At 64.2% G+C, this 15749-nt stretch carries 17 protein-coding genes; 11 read left to right on the plus strand and 6 right to left on the minus strand.

Annotated elements, in window-relative coordinates:
• Window positions 1–357: 357 nt before the first annotated feature.
• The 3 genes from JST30_02295 to JST30_02305 all read left to right on the plus strand — a co-directional run bounded on the left by JST30_02295 (window position 358) and on the right by JST30_02305 (window position 2448).
• The gene (locus JST30_02295) at window positions 358–1044 is read left to right on the plus strand and encodes a hypothetical protein (GenBank protein MBS1713147.1); all 687 of its coding nucleotides are present in this window, start codon (window positions 358–360) and stop codon (window positions 1042–1044) included.
• A 111-nt stretch (window positions 1045–1155) separates the two neighbouring features.
• Window positions 1156–1761 carry a superoxide dismutase gene (locus tag JST30_02300; GenBank protein ID MBS1713148.1) on the plus strand — a complete coding sequence of 202 codons (606 nt, stop codon included), beginning with the start codon at window positions 1156–1158 and terminating at the stop codon, window positions 1759–1761.
• An 84-nt stretch (window positions 1762–1845) separates the two neighbouring features.
• Entirely contained in the window at window positions 1846–2448 is a 603-nt protein-coding gene (locus tag JST30_02305) for a redoxin domain-containing protein (protein MBS1713149.1), read from the plus strand.
• Window positions 2449–2527: 79 nt separating this feature from the next.
• Here the strand turns inward: JST30_02305 and JST30_02310 are convergent, their stop codons facing one another.
• The 5 genes from JST30_02310 to JST30_02330 form a co-directional block, all read right to left on the minus strand.
• Window positions 2528–3145: a redoxin domain-containing protein gene (locus JST30_02310; GenBank protein ID MBS1713150.1), complete on the minus strand. Its 618-nt coding sequence runs from the start codon at window positions 3143–3145 to the stop codon at window positions 2528–2530.
• A complete protein-coding gene (locus tag JST30_02315; GenBank protein ID MBS1713151.1) occupies window positions 3142–3969 on the minus strand; it encodes a hypothetical protein in 828 nt (275 codons plus the stop codon). Before JST30_02315 ends, JST30_02310 begins: the two co-directional genes overlap by 4 nt.
• Before the next feature lie 2 nt (window positions 3970–3971).
• Window positions 3972–5000, minus strand: coding sequence for a succinylglutamate desuccinylase/aspartoacylase family protein (locus JST30_02320; protein ID MBS1713152.1), 1029 nt, complete (start codon window positions 4998–5000; stop codon window positions 3972–3974).
• Window positions 5001–5171: 171 nt separating this feature from the next.
• Window positions 5172–6164 carry a glycosyltransferase gene (locus JST30_02325; protein ID MBS1713153.1) on the minus strand — a complete coding sequence of 331 codons (993 nt, stop codon included), beginning with the start codon at window positions 6162–6164 and terminating at the stop codon, window positions 5172–5174.
• A complete protein-coding gene (locus JST30_02330) occupies window positions 6161–7108 on the minus strand; it encodes a MoxR family ATPase (GenBank protein MBS1713154.1) in 948 nt (315 codons plus the stop codon). Before JST30_02330 ends, JST30_02325 begins: the two co-directional genes overlap by 4 nt.
• A 51-nt stretch (window positions 7109–7159) precedes the next feature.
• On the opposite strand from JST30_02330, the gene JST30_02335 reads away from it, so the two are divergent.
• Genes JST30_02335 through JST30_02370 form a run of 8 tightly spaced genes read left to right on the plus strand, consistent with a single transcriptional unit; the run spans window position 7160 to window position 14585 of the window.
• The gene (locus JST30_02335; protein ID MBS1713155.1) at window positions 7160–7912 is read left to right on the plus strand and encodes an ABC transporter ATP-binding protein; all 753 of its coding nucleotides are present in this window, start codon (window positions 7160–7162) and stop codon (window positions 7910–7912) included.
• Entirely contained in the window at window positions 7884–9566 is a 1683-nt protein-coding gene (locus JST30_02340; protein MBS1713156.1) for a hypothetical protein, read from the plus strand. Before JST30_02335 ends, JST30_02340 begins: the two co-directional genes overlap by 29 nt.
• A 45-nt stretch (window positions 9567–9611) precedes the next feature.
• The gene (locus tag JST30_02345) at window positions 9612–10739 is read left to right on the plus strand and encodes a hypothetical protein (protein MBS1713157.1); all 1128 of its coding nucleotides are present in this window, start codon (window positions 9612–9614) and stop codon (window positions 10737–10739) included.
• 5 nt (window positions 10740–10744) lie between these two features.
• Entirely contained in the window at window positions 10745–11503 is a 759-nt protein-coding gene (locus JST30_02350) for a hypothetical protein (GenBank protein ID MBS1713158.1), read from the plus strand.
• 5 nt (window positions 11504–11508) lie between these two features.
• On the plus strand, window positions 11509–12234 hold the full coding sequence (locus tag JST30_02355; protein ID MBS1713159.1) for a hypothetical protein: 726 nt from the start codon (window positions 11509–11511) through the stop codon (window positions 12232–12234).
• 1 nt (window position 12235) lies between these two features.
• Window positions 12236–12844 (plus strand): hypothetical protein, encoded by a 609-nt coding sequence (locus JST30_02360; GenBank protein MBS1713160.1) that lies wholly within the window; start codon window positions 12236–12238, stop codon window positions 12842–12844.
• A complete protein-coding gene (locus JST30_02365; protein MBS1713161.1) occupies window positions 12841–13482 on the plus strand; it encodes a hypothetical protein in 642 nt (213 codons plus the stop codon). Before JST30_02360 ends, JST30_02365 begins: the two co-directional genes overlap by 4 nt.
• Window positions 13479–14585 carry an FtsW/RodA/SpoVE family cell cycle protein gene (locus tag JST30_02370; GenBank protein ID MBS1713162.1) on the plus strand — a complete coding sequence of 369 codons (1107 nt, stop codon included), beginning with the start codon at window positions 13479–13481 and terminating at the stop codon, window positions 14583–14585. Before JST30_02365 ends, JST30_02370 begins: the two co-directional genes overlap by 4 nt.
• On the opposite strand, the gene JST30_02375 is transcribed toward JST30_02370, so the two are convergent.
• Window positions 14508–15683: a DNA cytosine methyltransferase gene (locus JST30_02375; GenBank protein MBS1713163.1), complete on the minus strand. Its 1176-nt coding sequence runs from the start codon at window positions 15681–15683 to the stop codon at window positions 14508–14510. The genes JST30_02370 and JST30_02375 overlap by 78 nt on opposite strands.
• Between the last annotated feature and the right edge of the window lie 66 nt (window positions 15684–15749).

The raw sequence follows: 15749 nt of genomic DNA on the forward strand, positions 1-15749 counted from the left end.
GCAAGGAAACCGGGGCCGGCGCCCGGCCAGAAGGTCCGGAAGCCCCTGACCTCCTGCCCCCTTCTCTCTGCCGCACCTGGGACAAGAAAGGGAGAGGGGATCCGGACGCGCCGGAACCTAGCGGCACCTGTCCTGTCGTCGGCCCTTGCGAAGCGGCGATGGTCCGAACTTGAGGATCCGAGGGCTCGGTGCGAACGTCGAGACGACAAGGCTGGAACACGCTGTTCCCCTCACCTTCCCGTCACCCCGCCGTCACCTTGCCGTCACCTCGAGGTGAAGGTGGGTTGTGGGCGAAAAGCGGGCGAAAGGACGGTACAAGCCTGTTGTAGCGGTGCGATGCACCGATAACCACGATAGATGCCAAGGATCGAAGGAACTGTGGCCGTCGGGGGATTGAGCGGGACGAGCGGGCCGTGCGTGTTCGTACGCCAAAGGGACGGGCGGCAGGTGCTGCGGGTGAGGACGACTCCGTCGGATCCCAAGACCGCCGCGCAGATGGCGATGAGGCTCGCGATGCAGCGGGCCGCAGCGACCTTCAGCCAACTGACTCCCGAAGAGCACCGTGCCTGGCTCGCCTATGCCCGACAGCTCGCCGAAAACGCGTGGTCGGAAAGGCGGACCGTCCCGGTCAACGCGACGAACGCCTATCGAACGTTGGCGCTGAAGATCCTCCAGCTCGACCGGGAAGCCGAACTTCCCCGGACGCCGCCGTCGACGCCTTTCGGCGGCGACGCCGTGCGTGTCACGGTCGGCGCGGAGCCCGGCGGCCTCGTGTTCACCTCTGACCGTGGCAACCTGCCAGGCGTGTCGACCGAACTGCTGACCCAGCCTGTGAGGCTGTCGATCTCCCGTACCGATCCTCAAAAGTTCCGGAGCCAGGGGTTCGTGGCGTTCGGACAGGGCGGCCAAGACGTCCGTGTCGCGGCTCAGCGAGGGTGGGTCGTTCCCGCCTACCGGTTCGTTTTGGCCGCGACGGGCCAGACGACGCCCCTTTTGCCACTCGAACCCGTATGGGTCGGACCGGCTGGGACTGTGGCGGCGTAAACGCAACGTCAGACCGGACCGGTGTCAAACGAGCGGGCCGGTCGGGCCCGAGCCCGGCCGCAAAAGTGGCGGAGGTCCGGGCCGGTGAGCCTACGGGGTTAGAATGTCTCTATGGACGTCAAGCTTGTCGCCGTTCCCGAGTCGATCCCGGACAAGGTCTACACGACCGAGAGCGCGGGCATCAGCCGCGCCACCCACGACAACCACCTCACACTGTGGAAAGGCTACGCCAACAAGACCAACGAGATCCGCAAGGCCTTGGCCGAGATGGACACCGATCCGTCCAAGGCCAATCAGATCTACAGCCAGATGCGGGCGCTCAAGGTCAACTACGCCTTCGCCTACGGCGGCTACATCAACCACAACGTGTACTTCGAGACGATCGGAGGTCAGGGCGGGCCGGCTGTCGGCGACGTGGCCGGACTGATCACGGACGCCTATGGAAGTTTCGACGCCTGGGTCTCGGACTGGAAGTCCACCGGGATGGCGGGCCGCGGTTGGGCGTTCTTGGGCTATGACCTGGCCGAAGGACGCGTCTTCAACTACATCGGCGACTCGCAGGACACCTTCCCCGCCTGGAACCATAAGGTGCTCCTCGCGATGGACGTTTACGAGCACGCTTACTACTTGGACTTCCAGACGGCGCGCATGAAGTACATCGAGGCGTTCCTGCAGGTCGTCGACTGGGACGCCGTGGACCGCCGCCTGGCCAAGTGACCTAGGCCGCGTCAAAAACTTCTTACGGATTCCGACCGCAGGAGGCGGGGGGCGTCGTGGATGGCGGAGGCGTTTATGAAAACGATGCGCACTTTCACCTTGACCGCCCTCAGCGTCCTGACGGCCGTGGCCGCGTTCGCCCAGACCACCTCGCCGCCCCTGAGCGCGCCGGGCTTTAAGCTCAAAGACGCGATGGGGAACGACGTCCAACTCTCCTCTTTCCTCGGAAAGTACGTCGTCCTCGAATGGACGAACAAGGATTGCGACTACGTGAAGAAATGGTACGACGCGAAGAAGATGCAGGGCGTCCAAAAGGACGCCATGGACAAAGGCGTCGTCTGGCTCGTCATCGACTCGACCCCGATGACGGCGGGCGGGTACATGACCATGGACCAGGCCAAAGACCACTACAGGACCGCCGGCTCCACCCCGAGCTACATGTTGTGGGACAGCGACGGTGCGGTGGCCAAGATGTACGGCGTGAAATTCGCGCCGACGGCCGTGGTCATCGACAAGGCTGGGAAGATCATTTACCAAGGGGCGTTCGACGACAAATCGCGCTCGTTGGACGCGGACTCGCTCGATAGGGCCCACAACTACGTGATGACCGCCCTCGAGGAATCCATGTCCGGCAAGATGGTCACGCGCCCGAGCACCGAAGCCTACGGTTGCCCGATCGGCGGCTGACGGGACGTAAGGACCGACGACGCGACGGCCGCCTGAGCCCGCTCAGGCGGCCGTTCGACGTCAGCGGAGCCACCCGAGCTCAGTACTTGACGTTACAGCCGTAGGGCCGGGTCGAGGAGGTCGTGACCGTCCGTCCCGCCATCGACTCTTCCAAGGCGAGAAGGGCGAAGTTCTTCGGCGGGGACGTCGCGCCCCTCGGGTTCGGTTGGTCGTCGATGGCCCCGTGGTATACGACTCTGCCTTGGGGGTCGATGACCACGATCTGCGGCGTGTTGCGGGCGCCATAGGCCCGTCCGACCTTACCGTCGGGATCCAAAAGGCAGGCGGTAGCGTTCGATCCGACTTCGGAAGAATGGGCTTTGGCCTGAGGCCCGGTCAGGTGGCCCTGCTTGCCCGGGGCGGACGAAACGACCGTGAGCCACACCGCACCCATGCCCGTCGCCTTCTTCTGGGTCGCTTGCATGTTGCCGCTGCGATAGTGCCGGACCACGTACGGGCAGTCCTTGTTCGTCCATTCAAGGACGACGTACTTGCCCTTAAAATCCGTGAGCGAGCGGGCCTGACCGTCCGCATCCGGCAAAGAAAAAGCCGGGGCGTCCGTCCCAGGAGCGGCCATTTGCGGAGCCGAAACTTGGGCGTCGACGGCGATGGCGGCTAGAAAGACCGCCGAAAGCGAGAGCACCGTTGCTGTTTTCATCGCGACACTTCCGTCAGCTTTGACGCTTCGATCGGCACATCGATCACCAGCCCGGGGGTTTTCTTTAGAAAAAGATAAGAATCGGGGACGGCCAAGACTCCCCGGAGCCTGTGAGGAGGTGCCGAACCGAACGTCGACGGCTTGAGCGTCAAGCTCAAAAGCCGACCTGAGACGGCGACGCCTTGACCGTCCGAGTGGTCGAGCGCGTCCTTGTCCGCCGGAAAGAAGTACGAACGCGCCACGTCCGCCGTCCAGGGGACGGGACCGGTCACGTCCAAGCGGATGCGTCCACCGCTCCTGAACGATCGGAGCCCGATCTTGGGGAGGGCGGACGGCATCCGCTTTTCGGCGGCCTCGATGACCTCGGAGGCCACCGGGTCCCGTTCCCCGCCGCCGGGGCGCAACGTGATCTTGAGGGTCGACGAACCGGCGACGCACTCCTCGCGACAGGCGACCCAGGAGACTGTCACCGTGAGTTCAGAAGGTTCCTTACCGGCCGTCACAGGCGGCGTCAATCGTTGGAGCAAGACGTTCGGGGCTTCGTAACCGAACGAAAACAGCCCCTCTCCCGTCGGGATCCTCTTCGGGACGGGAAAGCGCACGGCGGCCGCAGACCAGCCTCGCGGCAGCTTCCAGTCTAGGGCGGGGGGCGAACCGCTGTCACCCGGATTGACCCAATAGGTGTGCCATCCCTTATCCGGGGTCAGACGGACGGCCACGGTCACGGGGTTTCCAGGTCGGTAGGTCTTCGAACCTGCCCACGCTTCGACCCGGCAGGGATCGGCCGGCGGCAACGCGGAAAAGGCAAGCAGGACGGGCGACATCGTCACCTGCGTAGACGGATCGAAGCGCCTCCCGGTTCTGCGACGTCTGTACGCGCCTCACGGGGCTCGCGGGGCTCCCGGCGCGCGATGTGAAGGACACCGTCTCCCCGGCTGACCAAGGGGTTGCAGGCCATGCCGATGATCATGCCGTCGTAGGGTGCGACGGTCTTGCTCCTGGAGCGGCCATAGATATCGGTCGTCATGCCGAGGGTTTCACCCTTCTTGACAAGGTCGCCCGGATAGGCCGTCGCGTGAAAGACGCCTCCCCGAGCGGTCCGGAGCCACGAAGACCCTTCGGCGACGAACGGCTTCTTGGGCGGCGGATCGTTGTGCCCGGCCTTCATGCCCAGGTACGTCATGACCCTGAGGATCCCTTGGCTGCCCACCCGGATGGCGGCCTGGTCGAAGCGGAGGGCTTCCCCGCCTTCGAACAGGAGCATGGGAAGCCCACGGGACGCCGCCACGGCCCGGAGAGAGTTCGCCCTTTCGCGAGCCTGGACGATGATCGGTGCCCCGAATTCAAGGGCGGCGGCACGGGTCTTGGGGTCTTGGAGGTTGCAGCGGATCTGGGGCGCGTTCGTCCTTCCGCCTGATCCGGTGTGAAGGTCGATGCCGAAATCGGCCCGGCCGACGATCTTCGTGAGGAAGAGGTTTGCGAGCTGCGAGGCGAGGGATCCGGACTTAGAGCCAGGGAACGAGCGGTTCAGGTCCCGACGGTCGGGCAGGTACCGGGACTGCATCAGATAGCCGAAGACGTTGACGACGGGCACGGCGATCACCGTGCCGCGCAAGGAGCGGGGATCGGTGTCGTCGAGCACCCTTCGCACGATCTCGATCCCGTTGAGTTCGTCACCATGGAGGGCTGCGCTCAGAACGAGCTTCGGGCCGGCGTATTTTCCGTTGACGACCGTGACGGGGATCGAAAACTGCGTCCCGAGGGACAGCGTCGAAAAAGGGATCTCGATCCTGGCCGTTTTGGAGGGCTGTACCTGGACGCCGTTAAAGACGAGGGGACCGTTCGGCTCAGGCATGGCTCTCGTTAAGGACGAAAGCGGGACTCGAGAGGGATTGCGGAACCAGGGCCGAAAGGGAAAATGGCGGGAGGAGCGTCCGTGCTCCGTCCTCCGTTACCACCTTCCTTGGTGACTTCCGCTCTTCGATTCTAGACGCACGCCGCTCAGACCTGCTAGTCGACCAGGGACTCAAGGCCCCCCGAGTTCCTTATAAACGTGGGCCATGTCCCGGACATAGCGGCTGAATTTGAACCGGGCCTCGGCCCTCAGGCGGCCCGACCGGGCGACGGTCTCCCGGGTCATGGCCATATCGAGGGCCGCCCTGACCTGGTCCGCAAGGTCGGCGTCGGAGTCGAAAAAGAACGCGTTGGCACCGGACTCGGCCATGTCCTGGAGCCCGGCCTCGTTGCGCAACAAGACCGGGACCCCGCTCCACATCGCCTCGGCCGCCACGAGGCTGAAGCCGCACCTCCGGTCGGGAACGACGACGAGGTCGGCGGCAGCATAGGCTTCCCAGACGTCCGAAAGCGGGCCGCGGATATCGACCCCGTCCTGGTGCAAGGGCGGCGGGAAGGGCCCGGCTCCCGAAACGAGCAAACGGGCCTCCGGAGCCTCCCGTCGGACGTCTTGGAACGCCTCGACGAGCTCAGGGTAGCCCTTGTCCCGATCGAAGCGGCCCAAGGCCAGGACGAGCGCTGCGTCTTCCCGGACACCGAGGTTCGCCCGTGCCGTATCGCGATCGGGCAGGGGCCCTGGCGGCACGGGGACTCCGGGGACGACGGTCTCTAAGTTGAGCGCGTCGGCCCGGTCCAGTTCCGCCTTGATCGTCGGCGAGCTGCAGACGCCTCGATGGGCGGCGTTCAAGCGGTCGATGAGGTCGCTGTGAAGCGTCTTCGGCATGTCGTACGCCGTGTACAGCCAAGGGGAGCGGACATAGAAAGCTTCCGAGCACGCCCACGCGGCGCGATAGCCCCAGGCGTGGACGACGTCGAAGCCCTGGGCCGCCCTCTTGACGGCTTTGGTGACGTCCTTGTCGACGGAGAAGCCGGTCTGGTCCGGGATCCACCCCTCGGCGTCGTCGACGACCGCCTCGACGCCTTCGTCGTCCAGAGCCAAGGCGAGGGCGTCAAGAAGCGTCTTCGCCGAGCCGAAGTGCCGGCGTCTGAGGATCAACACCCTCATCGGGGGACGACTTGCTGTTCGAGCATGGACGAGGTGACCATATCGACCGTGACGCCTTCGATCTCAGCTTCCGGCCGTAGAAGGACGCGGTGTCTGAGGACAGGGACGGCCAGTTCCTTGACGTCGTCGGGGATCACGAAGTCCCTTCCTCGAAGGGCCGCGATGGCTTTGCTGCACGAAAGCAGGGCCAGTCCGGCGCGCGGCGAGGCTCCGTAGAGGAGGTCCGGGTGGTCCCGAGTGGCGGAAACGATCCCGTAGATGTAGTCGAAGACCTTGTCCTCGACCGTGACCGCCCCGACTTGTCCCCTGAGCTCCCTGAGAGTCTCGGGCGACAAGACGGCTTCGATCCCGGCATCCTCCAACCTCTGCGACCGGAAACCGCCATGGAACCGGCGGAAGACGTCTTTTTCAGCCTCGGCAGGCTGGTATCCGAGCACGATCTTCAGCAAGAAGCGGTCTTGCTGGGCCTCGGGCAGGGGGTAGGTGCCTTCCAGTTCGATCGGGTTCTGAGTCGCGAAGACCAAGAAGGGCCACGGAAGTTCGTGACGGACGCCGCCGATCGTCGCATGTCGCTCTTCCATCGCTTCCAGGAGGGCCGATTGGGTCTTCGGCGGCGTCCGGTTGATCTCGTCTGCAAGGAGGACGGACGTGAAGACGGGTCCGCGCCGGAGCTTGAAGTCGACGTCGCGCTGATCGAAGACTTCGGTGCCGATAACGTCGGTCGGCATCAGGTCCGGTGTGAACTGGATTCGGGCGAAGTCAAGGTCGAGGGCTTTCGCCAGCGACCGGACGAGCAGCGTCTTCCCGAGACCCGGGACGCTCTCGAGGAGTACGTGCCCGTCAGCGAGGACCGCGGCCAGGACCTGTTCGACGACCTCGTCCTGACCGACGACGGCCTTGGCCATTTCAGCCTTGACGCGGCCCATCGCTTCGACCAGGTTCATGTGCCGATCCTACCTCTGACGGGCGAGGGTGGTACAAATCGGAACACGCGCATGCTCCAGATCGAAAACCTGGTCAAGGACTACCGGAAGTTCAGGGCCGTCAAAGGTGTGTCCTTCTCGGCCCGACCTGGCGAGATCGTCGGCCTGCTCGGGCCGAACGGAGCGGGCAAGACCACGTTGCTTCGGTGCTGTGCGGGGATTTTGAGGCCGACGGAGGGCCGGATCTTGGTGTCGGGAGCGGACATCGTGCGGGAGCAAGCGCCTGCGAAGTCCAAGCTCGCCTACGTCCCCGAAGTCCCTAGCCTTTATGAGTTGTTGACCGTTGACGAACACTTGAAGTTCGTCGCGATGTGCTACGACACGATGGAGCGTTACGATCAACTTCGGGACGAGCTCCTGGAGCGCTACGACCTGGCATCGAAGCGCCGTGACCTCGTCGCGACGTTGAGCAAGGGGATGCGGCAGAAGCTGGCCGTAGCCTGCGCGATGGTCCACAACGCCGAGGTCTTCCTCTTCGACGAACCGATGATCGGCATCGACCCGGCGGGCGTCGCCGAGTTCAAGAGGGAGTTAGGCGGCATCCGTGCGAACGGTGGCGCGATCTTGGTCTCGACCCACCTCCTCGACACGGCCGAGCGGTTGTGCGACCGGGTCGTCATCATGGCCAAGGGGGCGATCGTGGCCGAAGGCACGTTGGACGAGCTCAGGGCGTCCAGCCACATGGAGGGAGCCGACCTCGAGCAGGTCTTTTTGTCGTTGACCGAGGAGGCGGACGCTGCGACCTCTACTGTTCCTGTACGTTAGGTCGATCGTCAACGGGGTCAGAAGGGCGTTCTCGACCCCGGTCCGTACGATCGGCGTCCTGTTCTTCGTCGTCAGCCAGCTTTGGTGGGTCCCACGCGTCGCGTTCAACCCCACCACGTTCGACGACCTGCCCACGACCTTTCCTAAGCTGCCGTTTCCGCCCGTAGCCGTCATCGACGCGGTCGTCTTCGCCTTGTTCGCCGTCGTTTCCGCCCTTTCCACTTTCACGCTGTTCGGATACACGGGCACGTACCGTTCGGCCGACGTCGACGTCCTCTTCCCCACCCCGGTCAGCCCGAAGTCCGTGGTCGTATTCCGAGTCTTGAGGGACGTCTGGATCCAGACCGTCTTGCCGCTTGTCCTGGCCCTCGTCTTCTATCGCCCCGTCAAGATCGGATGGACGGGGCTGTTCACCGGAGTGCAGCACCCGGAATCCGCCAACTCAGTGTTCCGGGTGGGGATGATCGCTTACTTCATGTCCGCGATCGCGTTCGTGTGGCTGGGACACGGACTGTCGTTGGCCATGAGCCGGCCGGACGATCGGACGGACCGGCTGCGGACACTGCTGACATGGGGTTGCGTGGCCCTGGTCTTGGTCCCTGCACTGATCGTCAACCTTCAAGCCCGGAACGTGTACCTACCGGACGGGCTCGTCCCGATCGCTCAGCAGGCCTGGTTGCGGACGGTCTTCCCACTTGCGACGGCCGCGACTTGGATCACGATGTCCGCGTTTACGGGCGATCCGACCGGAGCCTTCGTCGGGGCCAGCGTCCTGATCGGTTTCATGGTCCTTGGAGCCTGGCTGGCCACTCGGAGCACGGATTGGATGTACGAGCAAGCCGCGATGAAAGCCCAGGTCACGGAGGGCATCCGGGCCGCGGCGCGATCGGGCGGGGGCATGTTCGCGATGGCGTCCCTCCGGGCCCAGTCCGGCAAGCTCAAGGCCGGCAAATGGGGATGGTTCCAACGCCTGACCGTCCGCGGGCCGCTCGCGATGCTCTGGAAGGAGCTCTTGGTCTTCCGCCGGTCGGGGGTCTGGATGTTCGTCTTCAACCTGGCCCTCAGCCTCTTGATGGCCGGGCTGGCCTGCACCCTCATGGACAGACGGCCTCGGACGGCCGGCGTCTTGCTGCTGGTCATGGAGGCGGCGATCATGATCGGCCCTGCCCTAGGGCAGTCCCAGGCCGGCTTCATCGAGAGCTTAAGGCGTATCGACCTTCTCAAGCCGCTGCCGTTCTCGTCGATGAGGGTCGTCCTTGTCGAGGTCGTCTCCAAAGCCGCGCCGCCGATCGTAGCGGCGCTGGGAGGGCTGATCGTGACCCCGTTCGTACGGTCGAGCATGGCGCCTGCGGCGATCGCAGGGCTCATCGTGTTCCCTCCGTTGACGCTAGCCCTTAGCGCGGTGTCGTTGCTGTTCGTCGTGTTGCTTCCGGACATCGAGGATCCGACCCAGCGCGGGTTCCGGGGGCTGGCGACGCTCTTGGGCATGGTCGCGGCCAGCGGCCCCAGCATCGCCGTGTTCTCGGCGCTTGTGGCCTTCAAGACCCCTTTACCGCTCGCCGCACTGCCCGCAGCCGTCTTGGCCCTCGGCGCGACCGTGCTCGTCGCCTGGCTGGCGGGCCGGGTCTACGAGACGTTCAACCCGTCCGAATAGGCCGGAACCAGAGCGGGCGGTAGACTGTTCAGCGGTACCAGACGCATGCGCATCAGGGTTTCGTGGCCGTTCGTGGCGAGTCTGGCGGTCGTTTTGGGCGGTGCCTGGGGTGCCAAGCGGCTGTACACGGAATCCCGGCTCAGGGACTACCGGCCGACGCTCGTCACGCCGGGAAGGGTCTGCCTGGCGGCCGTGTTGCCGGAATCCCGGTACCGGATCATCATCTCGAACGGTATCGCCCATCTCGCTGAAATGACCGGCGACCAAGAGTTCGGCGCTCCCGACCAAGACGACAAGGAAGCGCTGGACACCAAGGCAAAACTCCCGATGAAGGAGACCTTGGCCGCCCTGCAGGGCGACCGCGGAGCCCTCGGAAAACTGGTCATGGCCGTCAACAAGATGAAGTCGGAGGACCTCCCGACGACGCTCGTGGTCTGGACTTCCGAGGACGTCCAGAAGGCCCTGGACGGCGACACGGCCCTCCGGGCGAAGCTCGAAGACGACTTGAACACGCGTCTGGACGGCACTCCGTTGGAGTCCGTCAGGATCGGATCGATCGTGAATGGGATCGTGCTCGACTTGCCCGTCGACGTGAAAGTTCCGTTGCCGGACGGCGAGAAGACCTTGACGTGCCGGATCCAGCAACCTTATAAGACCCTGTTCGCCGGAGCCGTGAACGGGGAGATCGACAAGGTCTTCAACGTCGGCAAGGAGGCGTTGCTGGGCATGTACCGGGAACAGGCGAGGCAGGTCTTGGAGGGCGGCCGGCGCGAGGACGTCGCCGGGTCCTTGCGGTCGCGGATCGATCCGAAAGGGCGGGCCCACCTGTCCGAAGCCCCCGAGAGGATCCTGAAGAATTTCAAGATCCTGGTGAACGAAAGTCACATGTCCGGTGCATCTTCTGTCAGCTATGAGGGGCCGAACCGCGCCATACTTGCCGATGTCACTTTGAAGCTGACTCAAGACGGACGGATGCGGCTCTGGAAGTACAGCCATGAGAAGCCTGGTTTCCAGTTGTTGCTGATCGCGGACAACGTCGCGATCGCAGCCCCGAAAATCCGGACGGAGCTTGCAGGAGACGACGTGAAACTGACCGGCGTCCCAGCAGGGGAACGAACCGACGACGCCGTCCGGTTCATAAATGAGGCGGCAAAGGGATCGAAGGGAAAATGAAGGACATGAAGCTCACTGTGGTGGCCCTGGGGGCCCTGACTCTGGCGTTGGCCGGCTGCAATTCCGGCGGCGGCAAGGGTTCGGCCTATAAGCCGAAGGCCGGCGAAAAGGTCGCCCCGGCCACGGTCGCGGCAGGACAAGAAGCGGACCTGTTCCCGATGAAAGTCGGCAACACGTGGGTCTACGAGGTCAATGCGACGACCAACGGCCCGTCGGGCAACCGGAACAGCTCCGGCGAGATCACGTTCCGGATCACGGACGTCAAGGAAGTCCCGGACGGAAAGGAAGCCAAGATCGACGTCTCGACCGATGGAAAGCCGACCGACAAGCTGGTTTGGCGCCTGGACAAGGCGGGGCTCTATCAGGTCTCTGCTTCGGTCCGCGATCCGAAGACGGGCGCGATCCGTGAAGTCGCCTATGAGCCGCCGCTCCGCATTTTGAAGTTCCCGCTGAAAGAAGGCGGCGTCGAGACGCAGGACGTCTCGGGCGTGAGGGCCGGGGCCCAGCCGGGCCCGGACCATAAAACCGTCTCGTACCTCGGCTCTCAAGAGACGGACACCCTGATGGGGCGCATGTCCGCCGTCGTCGCTGAAGAGGAAGGCTCGTTCAAAGACAAGGACATCCAGTTCAAGTCTCTCTCGACCACCTACTGGGCACCGAAAGTAGGCCTGGTCCGGTATATCCAAGAGGCTTCGGCCGTCAACAAAGACGGGCGCCAGATCGTGTCCAACACGACCTTGAAGCTGAAGAGCCACCAGCCTTGATGACCATGAAGACACTCCCGTTCCTTTTGGCCTTGGCCGCGTTTGCGGTCGGGTGCAACAACGGCCCTACCGCCAAGATCGTAGGCTCGGGCGGTCAGGCGAAGGCAGACCCTTCCGCAGACGGCAAGCCCGCGGTGCCGACGGTGCCCGCCGACTACAAGCACGACGCTTACGAGTTGAACGGGTTCGAAAGGACGAAGCCGCTGAAGTACAACTTCGTCCAAGTCTTGGGCGAGAGCCCGAAGTCCGGGACGCAAGAGAGCGTCTTGAAGACGGTCGACGAAAAGGGTGCGCATTACACGGTGAAACGGGGAGCGGCCCTTGACGCGATCGGCGACGAAGAACTCCTTGTCAACGCGGGAGGCGTCTACCTGGTCTCGACGAGCCTCGGATCGCCGAAGGAACCCGTCCTGCTGATGCCGGCCAAAGTGACGGTCGGAACGGTCTGGGACTACGACTACGTCCTCACGATGCAGTCGGGCGACACGCTGACGTTCAAAGGTAAGGCCAAGGTCGAGAAGGAGGAGAAGGTCAAAGTCCCGGGCGGCGAGTACGACTGCCTGCTCGTCAGCGAAACGGCGTCGATGGACCGCGGCGGCAATAAGGGAACGGTCTCGAGCAAGACGTGGTGGTCGAAAGGGACCGGCGTCGTCAAAATGAAGATGGAAGTCAAGGACGCGAAAGGCAAGATCGTCGCGTCGACGATCGATCTGGCCGGCACCGGAGAATGACATGTTGTCCGCCGTGCTCCTTGCGACGCTGAAGGGACAGACCGACGCTTCGGACTACTTTCCGCTGACGAAGGGCGTGTCCTGGACGTACGAAGTCTCGGGCTCGGGAACCTCGACCCGGTACGTGGACTCCGTCGGTAACACGCAAACGATCGACGGACAGGATGCGACGCCGATCGTTTCGAAGGTCGGAGCAAAGGTCGACGGGAGCACGTTCTACCGGGTGACCGCAGACACCGTCTACGTCGTCGCGTTCGAGCAGAACAAGCCGCTCGGCTCGCCGTATCCCATCCTCAAGTTCGGCTCAGGGTCGAACGACTGGACGTTCGATGGCGAGACGCAATGGCTCGGTACGTCGGCGCCGTTGTCGATGAAGGGCCGGGTCAAGAAGATCGGGCAACGCGACGTCCTGGGAACGAAGCGCGATGCGATCGAAGTGACCATTGACGCCATTATCGGTGCGAAAGACCAGCCCAACCTGAAGTCCAGCCAGGTTTACGTCTATGCGCGCGGCATCGGCCTCGTCGAGATGAAGGACACGATGAAGGTCAAGGACGTCAAACAGGTGACGGTCAAGAAACTCGTCGCGTACTCCGGGGGCAACGGGTGAAGCTGTTCCCCGCCGTAGCCCTGGCTGCGGCGGTCGTGGCCATGGTCGGTTGCCTCAAAGGCGCGGCCAAGCTCCCGGATGAAGCCGGTGTCCAGGCCAAGGGCCCGAAGTACGAAAACGCCGAGGCTTTAAAGCCGGACGTCTTGCCGTATGAAGCGACCCGCCTTCTCTTGGGAGGCACCGAAGTCCCCGTGACGATGTCGCGGAAGCAATCGGGCGAAACGGTCACGTTCGTCCTGGCCGCCCATTCGGAGACGCTCGAAGAGGAGCACTATGAAGCCAACGCGACCGGGTTCCGGTTCCTAGGAGCGACCGGCGAAACCTTCAAGCCTGCGATCCCGTTGGTCAGCTATCCCTTCCAAGTCGGAGAATCCTGGGAATGGACCGGAACGGCCAGCCTCGGGCCGAACACGAAGTCGGCGAGCGCCAAACTGGTCTCGTCCACGGAAACGCTGAATTTGGCGACGGGCGTGGCCGAGTGCGTCAAGGTCAACGCCTCGCTGACGATCGACACGGGGCAGGGCGGAGTCAGCAAACGCGAGCTCAAGTTTTGGTTCGAACCGAAAAAAGGGATGGTCCGCCGTGAGTTCGTCATGAGCTCGGCCCGGGAACCGAGACCGCAGACAGAAGGCTCATGATCGTCGCGCCCGACGCGCGCGGCCCGTTCGCATCCGACATCAACCGGCCCGGCCGGGGACTGGACGTCTGGCTTATCGCAGGCATGGTCGTCCTGATCCTGGTCGGATTGGCGCTTCAGCACAGCATCGACCTCTCCCGCCAATCGGGCTACATGTTCCGCCAAGGTCTGTTCGCGGTCGTCGGCGTGATCGTCTTCCTGATCTGTGCAGCAGCACGGCCAGAGCGCCTCGAGCGCTTCGCTCCGATGCTCTATGGTGTCAGCCTCGTCGGCTTGCTCGCTGTCCTCGTGATCGGCGAAAACGTGAAAGGAGCCACCCGGTGGATCGACCTTGGGCCCTTCCAGTTCCAGCCGAGCGAGGTCGCCAAGGTCATTCTCATCGTCACTCTGTCGACGTACTACGCCCGACGCTGGGACCAGACGCACGAACTCCGGACGTACGTGGGATCGATCGCCCACGTGGCGCCGATCGTCGGCCTCGTCCTCGTCCAACCTCACCTGGCCGGAGCGATGTCCTTGATCGTGACGTGGCTCGCCATTTCGCTGTACGCCCGCGTCCCCTGGAAGTTCGTGTTCGCGACCGTACTCGTCATCGCCGCCCTCGGCGCTTTCGCTTGGTTCACGCCCCGCGTCATGCCGCCGTACATGCGGTCGCGCATCGAGGCCAAGCTCAATCCAGACCCGAAAGGGAACGCCTATCAGCAAGAGCGGGCGAAGATCGCGTTCGGAGTCGGAGGGGCGTTCGGCGTCGGTTACGGCAAAGGCGAGCAAAAAGCCGCGCGCAACATTCCCGAGCAGCAGAACGACTTCATTTTCACCGTCGTGGGCGAGGAAGGAGGCCTTGTCGGGGGCATCCTTGTACTGGGAGCCTTCCTGTTCTTCTTCACGAGGGTCTGGCTCGTCGGTTACCGGGCGGCCGAGCCGTTCGGGCAAATGGCCTCGGCCGGGGTCTTGGCCGTCCTTGGCTTCCATACGGTGGTCAACCTCGGCATGAACGTCGGTGTCCTGCCTGTGGCGGGACTATGGTTACCGTTTCTGAGCTACGGAGGCACCGCGCTGTGGATGTGCATGGCCTGCGTGGGCCTGCTCGTCGGGGTGAAATAGCGCTCCGTCCTCCGACAATGAAACGATGACCGCCCTCCCGAGGGCAGTGGCGAGGCGCACGGGCACGGCGTTCCCGATCATCCGGCCGATACCCACGAGGCTCTGCCGCCCCGCGCAGACGAACCGCCACTCTTCCGGGAAAGACTGAAGTACGGCCATTTCCAACGTACTCAGACCGCGGTTCTCCGTGGGATGAATGTAGCGGCCCTTCGTCGGATTGTACGAACTGGTGCGGACCGTGACCGACGGGCGGTCGAGCCGGAGCCTGCCGAACGTGTCCGCGCCCTGGTGCTTCCCGGACCGCCAGCACGGCGGCCGCAGTCGGTCGGGCAAGACCTTGAAGTTTTCGCCCGGGCCGATATGCCGCATCCGTTCCTTCACGGTCGCACCGATCCCCATGACGACGTTGTCCGGACGGTCGGGAGACCAGCGGCGCACGTCTTCCAACGCTTCCGCGACCGTACGGTGCCGCCCTGCATGGGTCGGAGTCGGGAGCCGGGCCTCGCCGCACCGGGCGCCGATCAGGACGAACCGCCTTCGGTTCTGGGGGTCGCCGAAGTCGGCTGCGTTCAGGACCCCGGCGGCGAGCGAAAACCCCAGCGACTCGAGTCCTCGGATCAGGCGGTCGCGAGCTTCACCGTGTTTGGGCTGGTTGAACCCCTCGACGTTTTCGAAGAGGACCGACCGCGGAAAGATCTCCTCGACGAGCCGAAGATAGTGCCCCGCGAGATCGCCGTTGTGCGGGTCGCTTTCGCCGAGCCCCAGACCAAGGTTCGAATACGATTGGCAGGGCGGACCGCCTGCGACCAGATCGAGGTCCCCGCGCCTCAGGCCCACGGTCTTCAAAACGTCGCTGCCGTCCAAGTCGCGGACGTCGCCGCAACCGCTTGACGATCGGCCCCCCACAAGACGCCATTCCGGACGGTTCGCCTTGAGCGTCGCCGCACAGTCCGCGTCCTTTTCAACGCAGGCCAAGGTCTGGAATCCAGCCCGTTCGAGACCCAAGTCAAGACCGCCCGCTCCGGAGAACAGGCTGACGGCGGTCCATGTCTGCTGAGGGGCCGGTTGCGGGGCCCTTCCGATGGTTCTTAGGTTCAAGGCGCACATGAGCAGACGGGCGGGACGACCGGTTCGACGCTCGACCCGGTCCGACGGCCCTCCTAC

This window comes from Armatimonadota bacterium (genome assembly GCA_018268395.1).
GTDB lineage: Bacteria > Armatimonadota > Fimbriimonadia > Fimbriimonadales > Fimbriimonadaceae > JAEURO01.

Bases quoted from the DNA above. Each gene is read 5' to 3' on its own strand.
- JST30_02325 (MBS1713153.1), bottom strand. From the start codon at position 6,164: ATGAGGGTGTTGATCCTCAGACGCCGGCACTTCGGCTCGGCGAAGACG.
- JST30_02305 (MBS1713149.1), top strand. From the start codon at position 1,846: ATGCGCACTTTCACCTTGACCGCCCTCAGCGTCCTGACGGCCGTGGCC.
- JST30_02310 (MBS1713150.1), bottom strand. From the start codon at position 3,145: ATGAAAACAGCAACGGTGCTCTCGCTTTCGGCGGTCTTTCTAGCCGCC.
- JST30_02295 (MBS1713147.1), top strand. From the start codon at position 358: ATGCCAAGGATCGAAGGAACTGTGGCCGTCGGGGGATTGAGCGGGACG.
- JST30_02315 (MBS1713151.1), bottom strand. From the start codon at position 3,969: ATGTCGCCCGTCCTGCTTGCCTTTTCCGCGTTGCCGCCGGCCGATCCC.
- JST30_02330 (MBS1713154.1), bottom strand. From the start codon at position 7,108: ATGAACCTGGTCGAAGCGATGGGCCGCGTCAAGGCTGAAATGGCCAAG.
- JST30_02300 (MBS1713148.1), top strand. From the start codon at position 1,156: ATGGACGTCAAGCTTGTCGCCGTTCCCGAGTCGATCCCGGACAAGGTC.
- JST30_02345 (MBS1713157.1), top strand. From the start codon at position 9,612: ATGCGCATCAGGGTTTCGTGGCCGTTCGTGGCGAGTCTGGCGGTCGTT.
- JST30_02320 (MBS1713152.1), bottom strand. From the start codon at position 5,000: ATGCCTGAGCCGAACGGTCCCCTCGTCTTTAACGGCGTCCAGGTACAG.
- JST30_02370 (MBS1713162.1), top strand. From the start codon at position 13,479: ATGATCGTCGCGCCCGACGCGCGCGGCCCGTTCGCATCCGACATCAAC.
- JST30_02355 (MBS1713159.1), top strand. From the start codon at position 11,509: ATGAAGACACTCCCGTTCCTTTTGGCCTTGGCCGCGTTTGCGGTCGGG.
- JST30_02335 (MBS1713155.1), top strand. From the start codon at position 7,160: ATGCTCCAGATCGAAAACCTGGTCAAGGACTACCGGAAGTTCAGGGCC.
- JST30_02360 (MBS1713160.1), top strand. From the start codon at position 12,236: ATGTTGTCCGCCGTGCTCCTTGCGACGCTGAAGGGACAGACCGACGCT.
- JST30_02350 (MBS1713158.1), top strand. From the start codon at position 10,745: ATGAAGCTCACTGTGGTGGCCCTGGGGGCCCTGACTCTGGCGTTGGCC.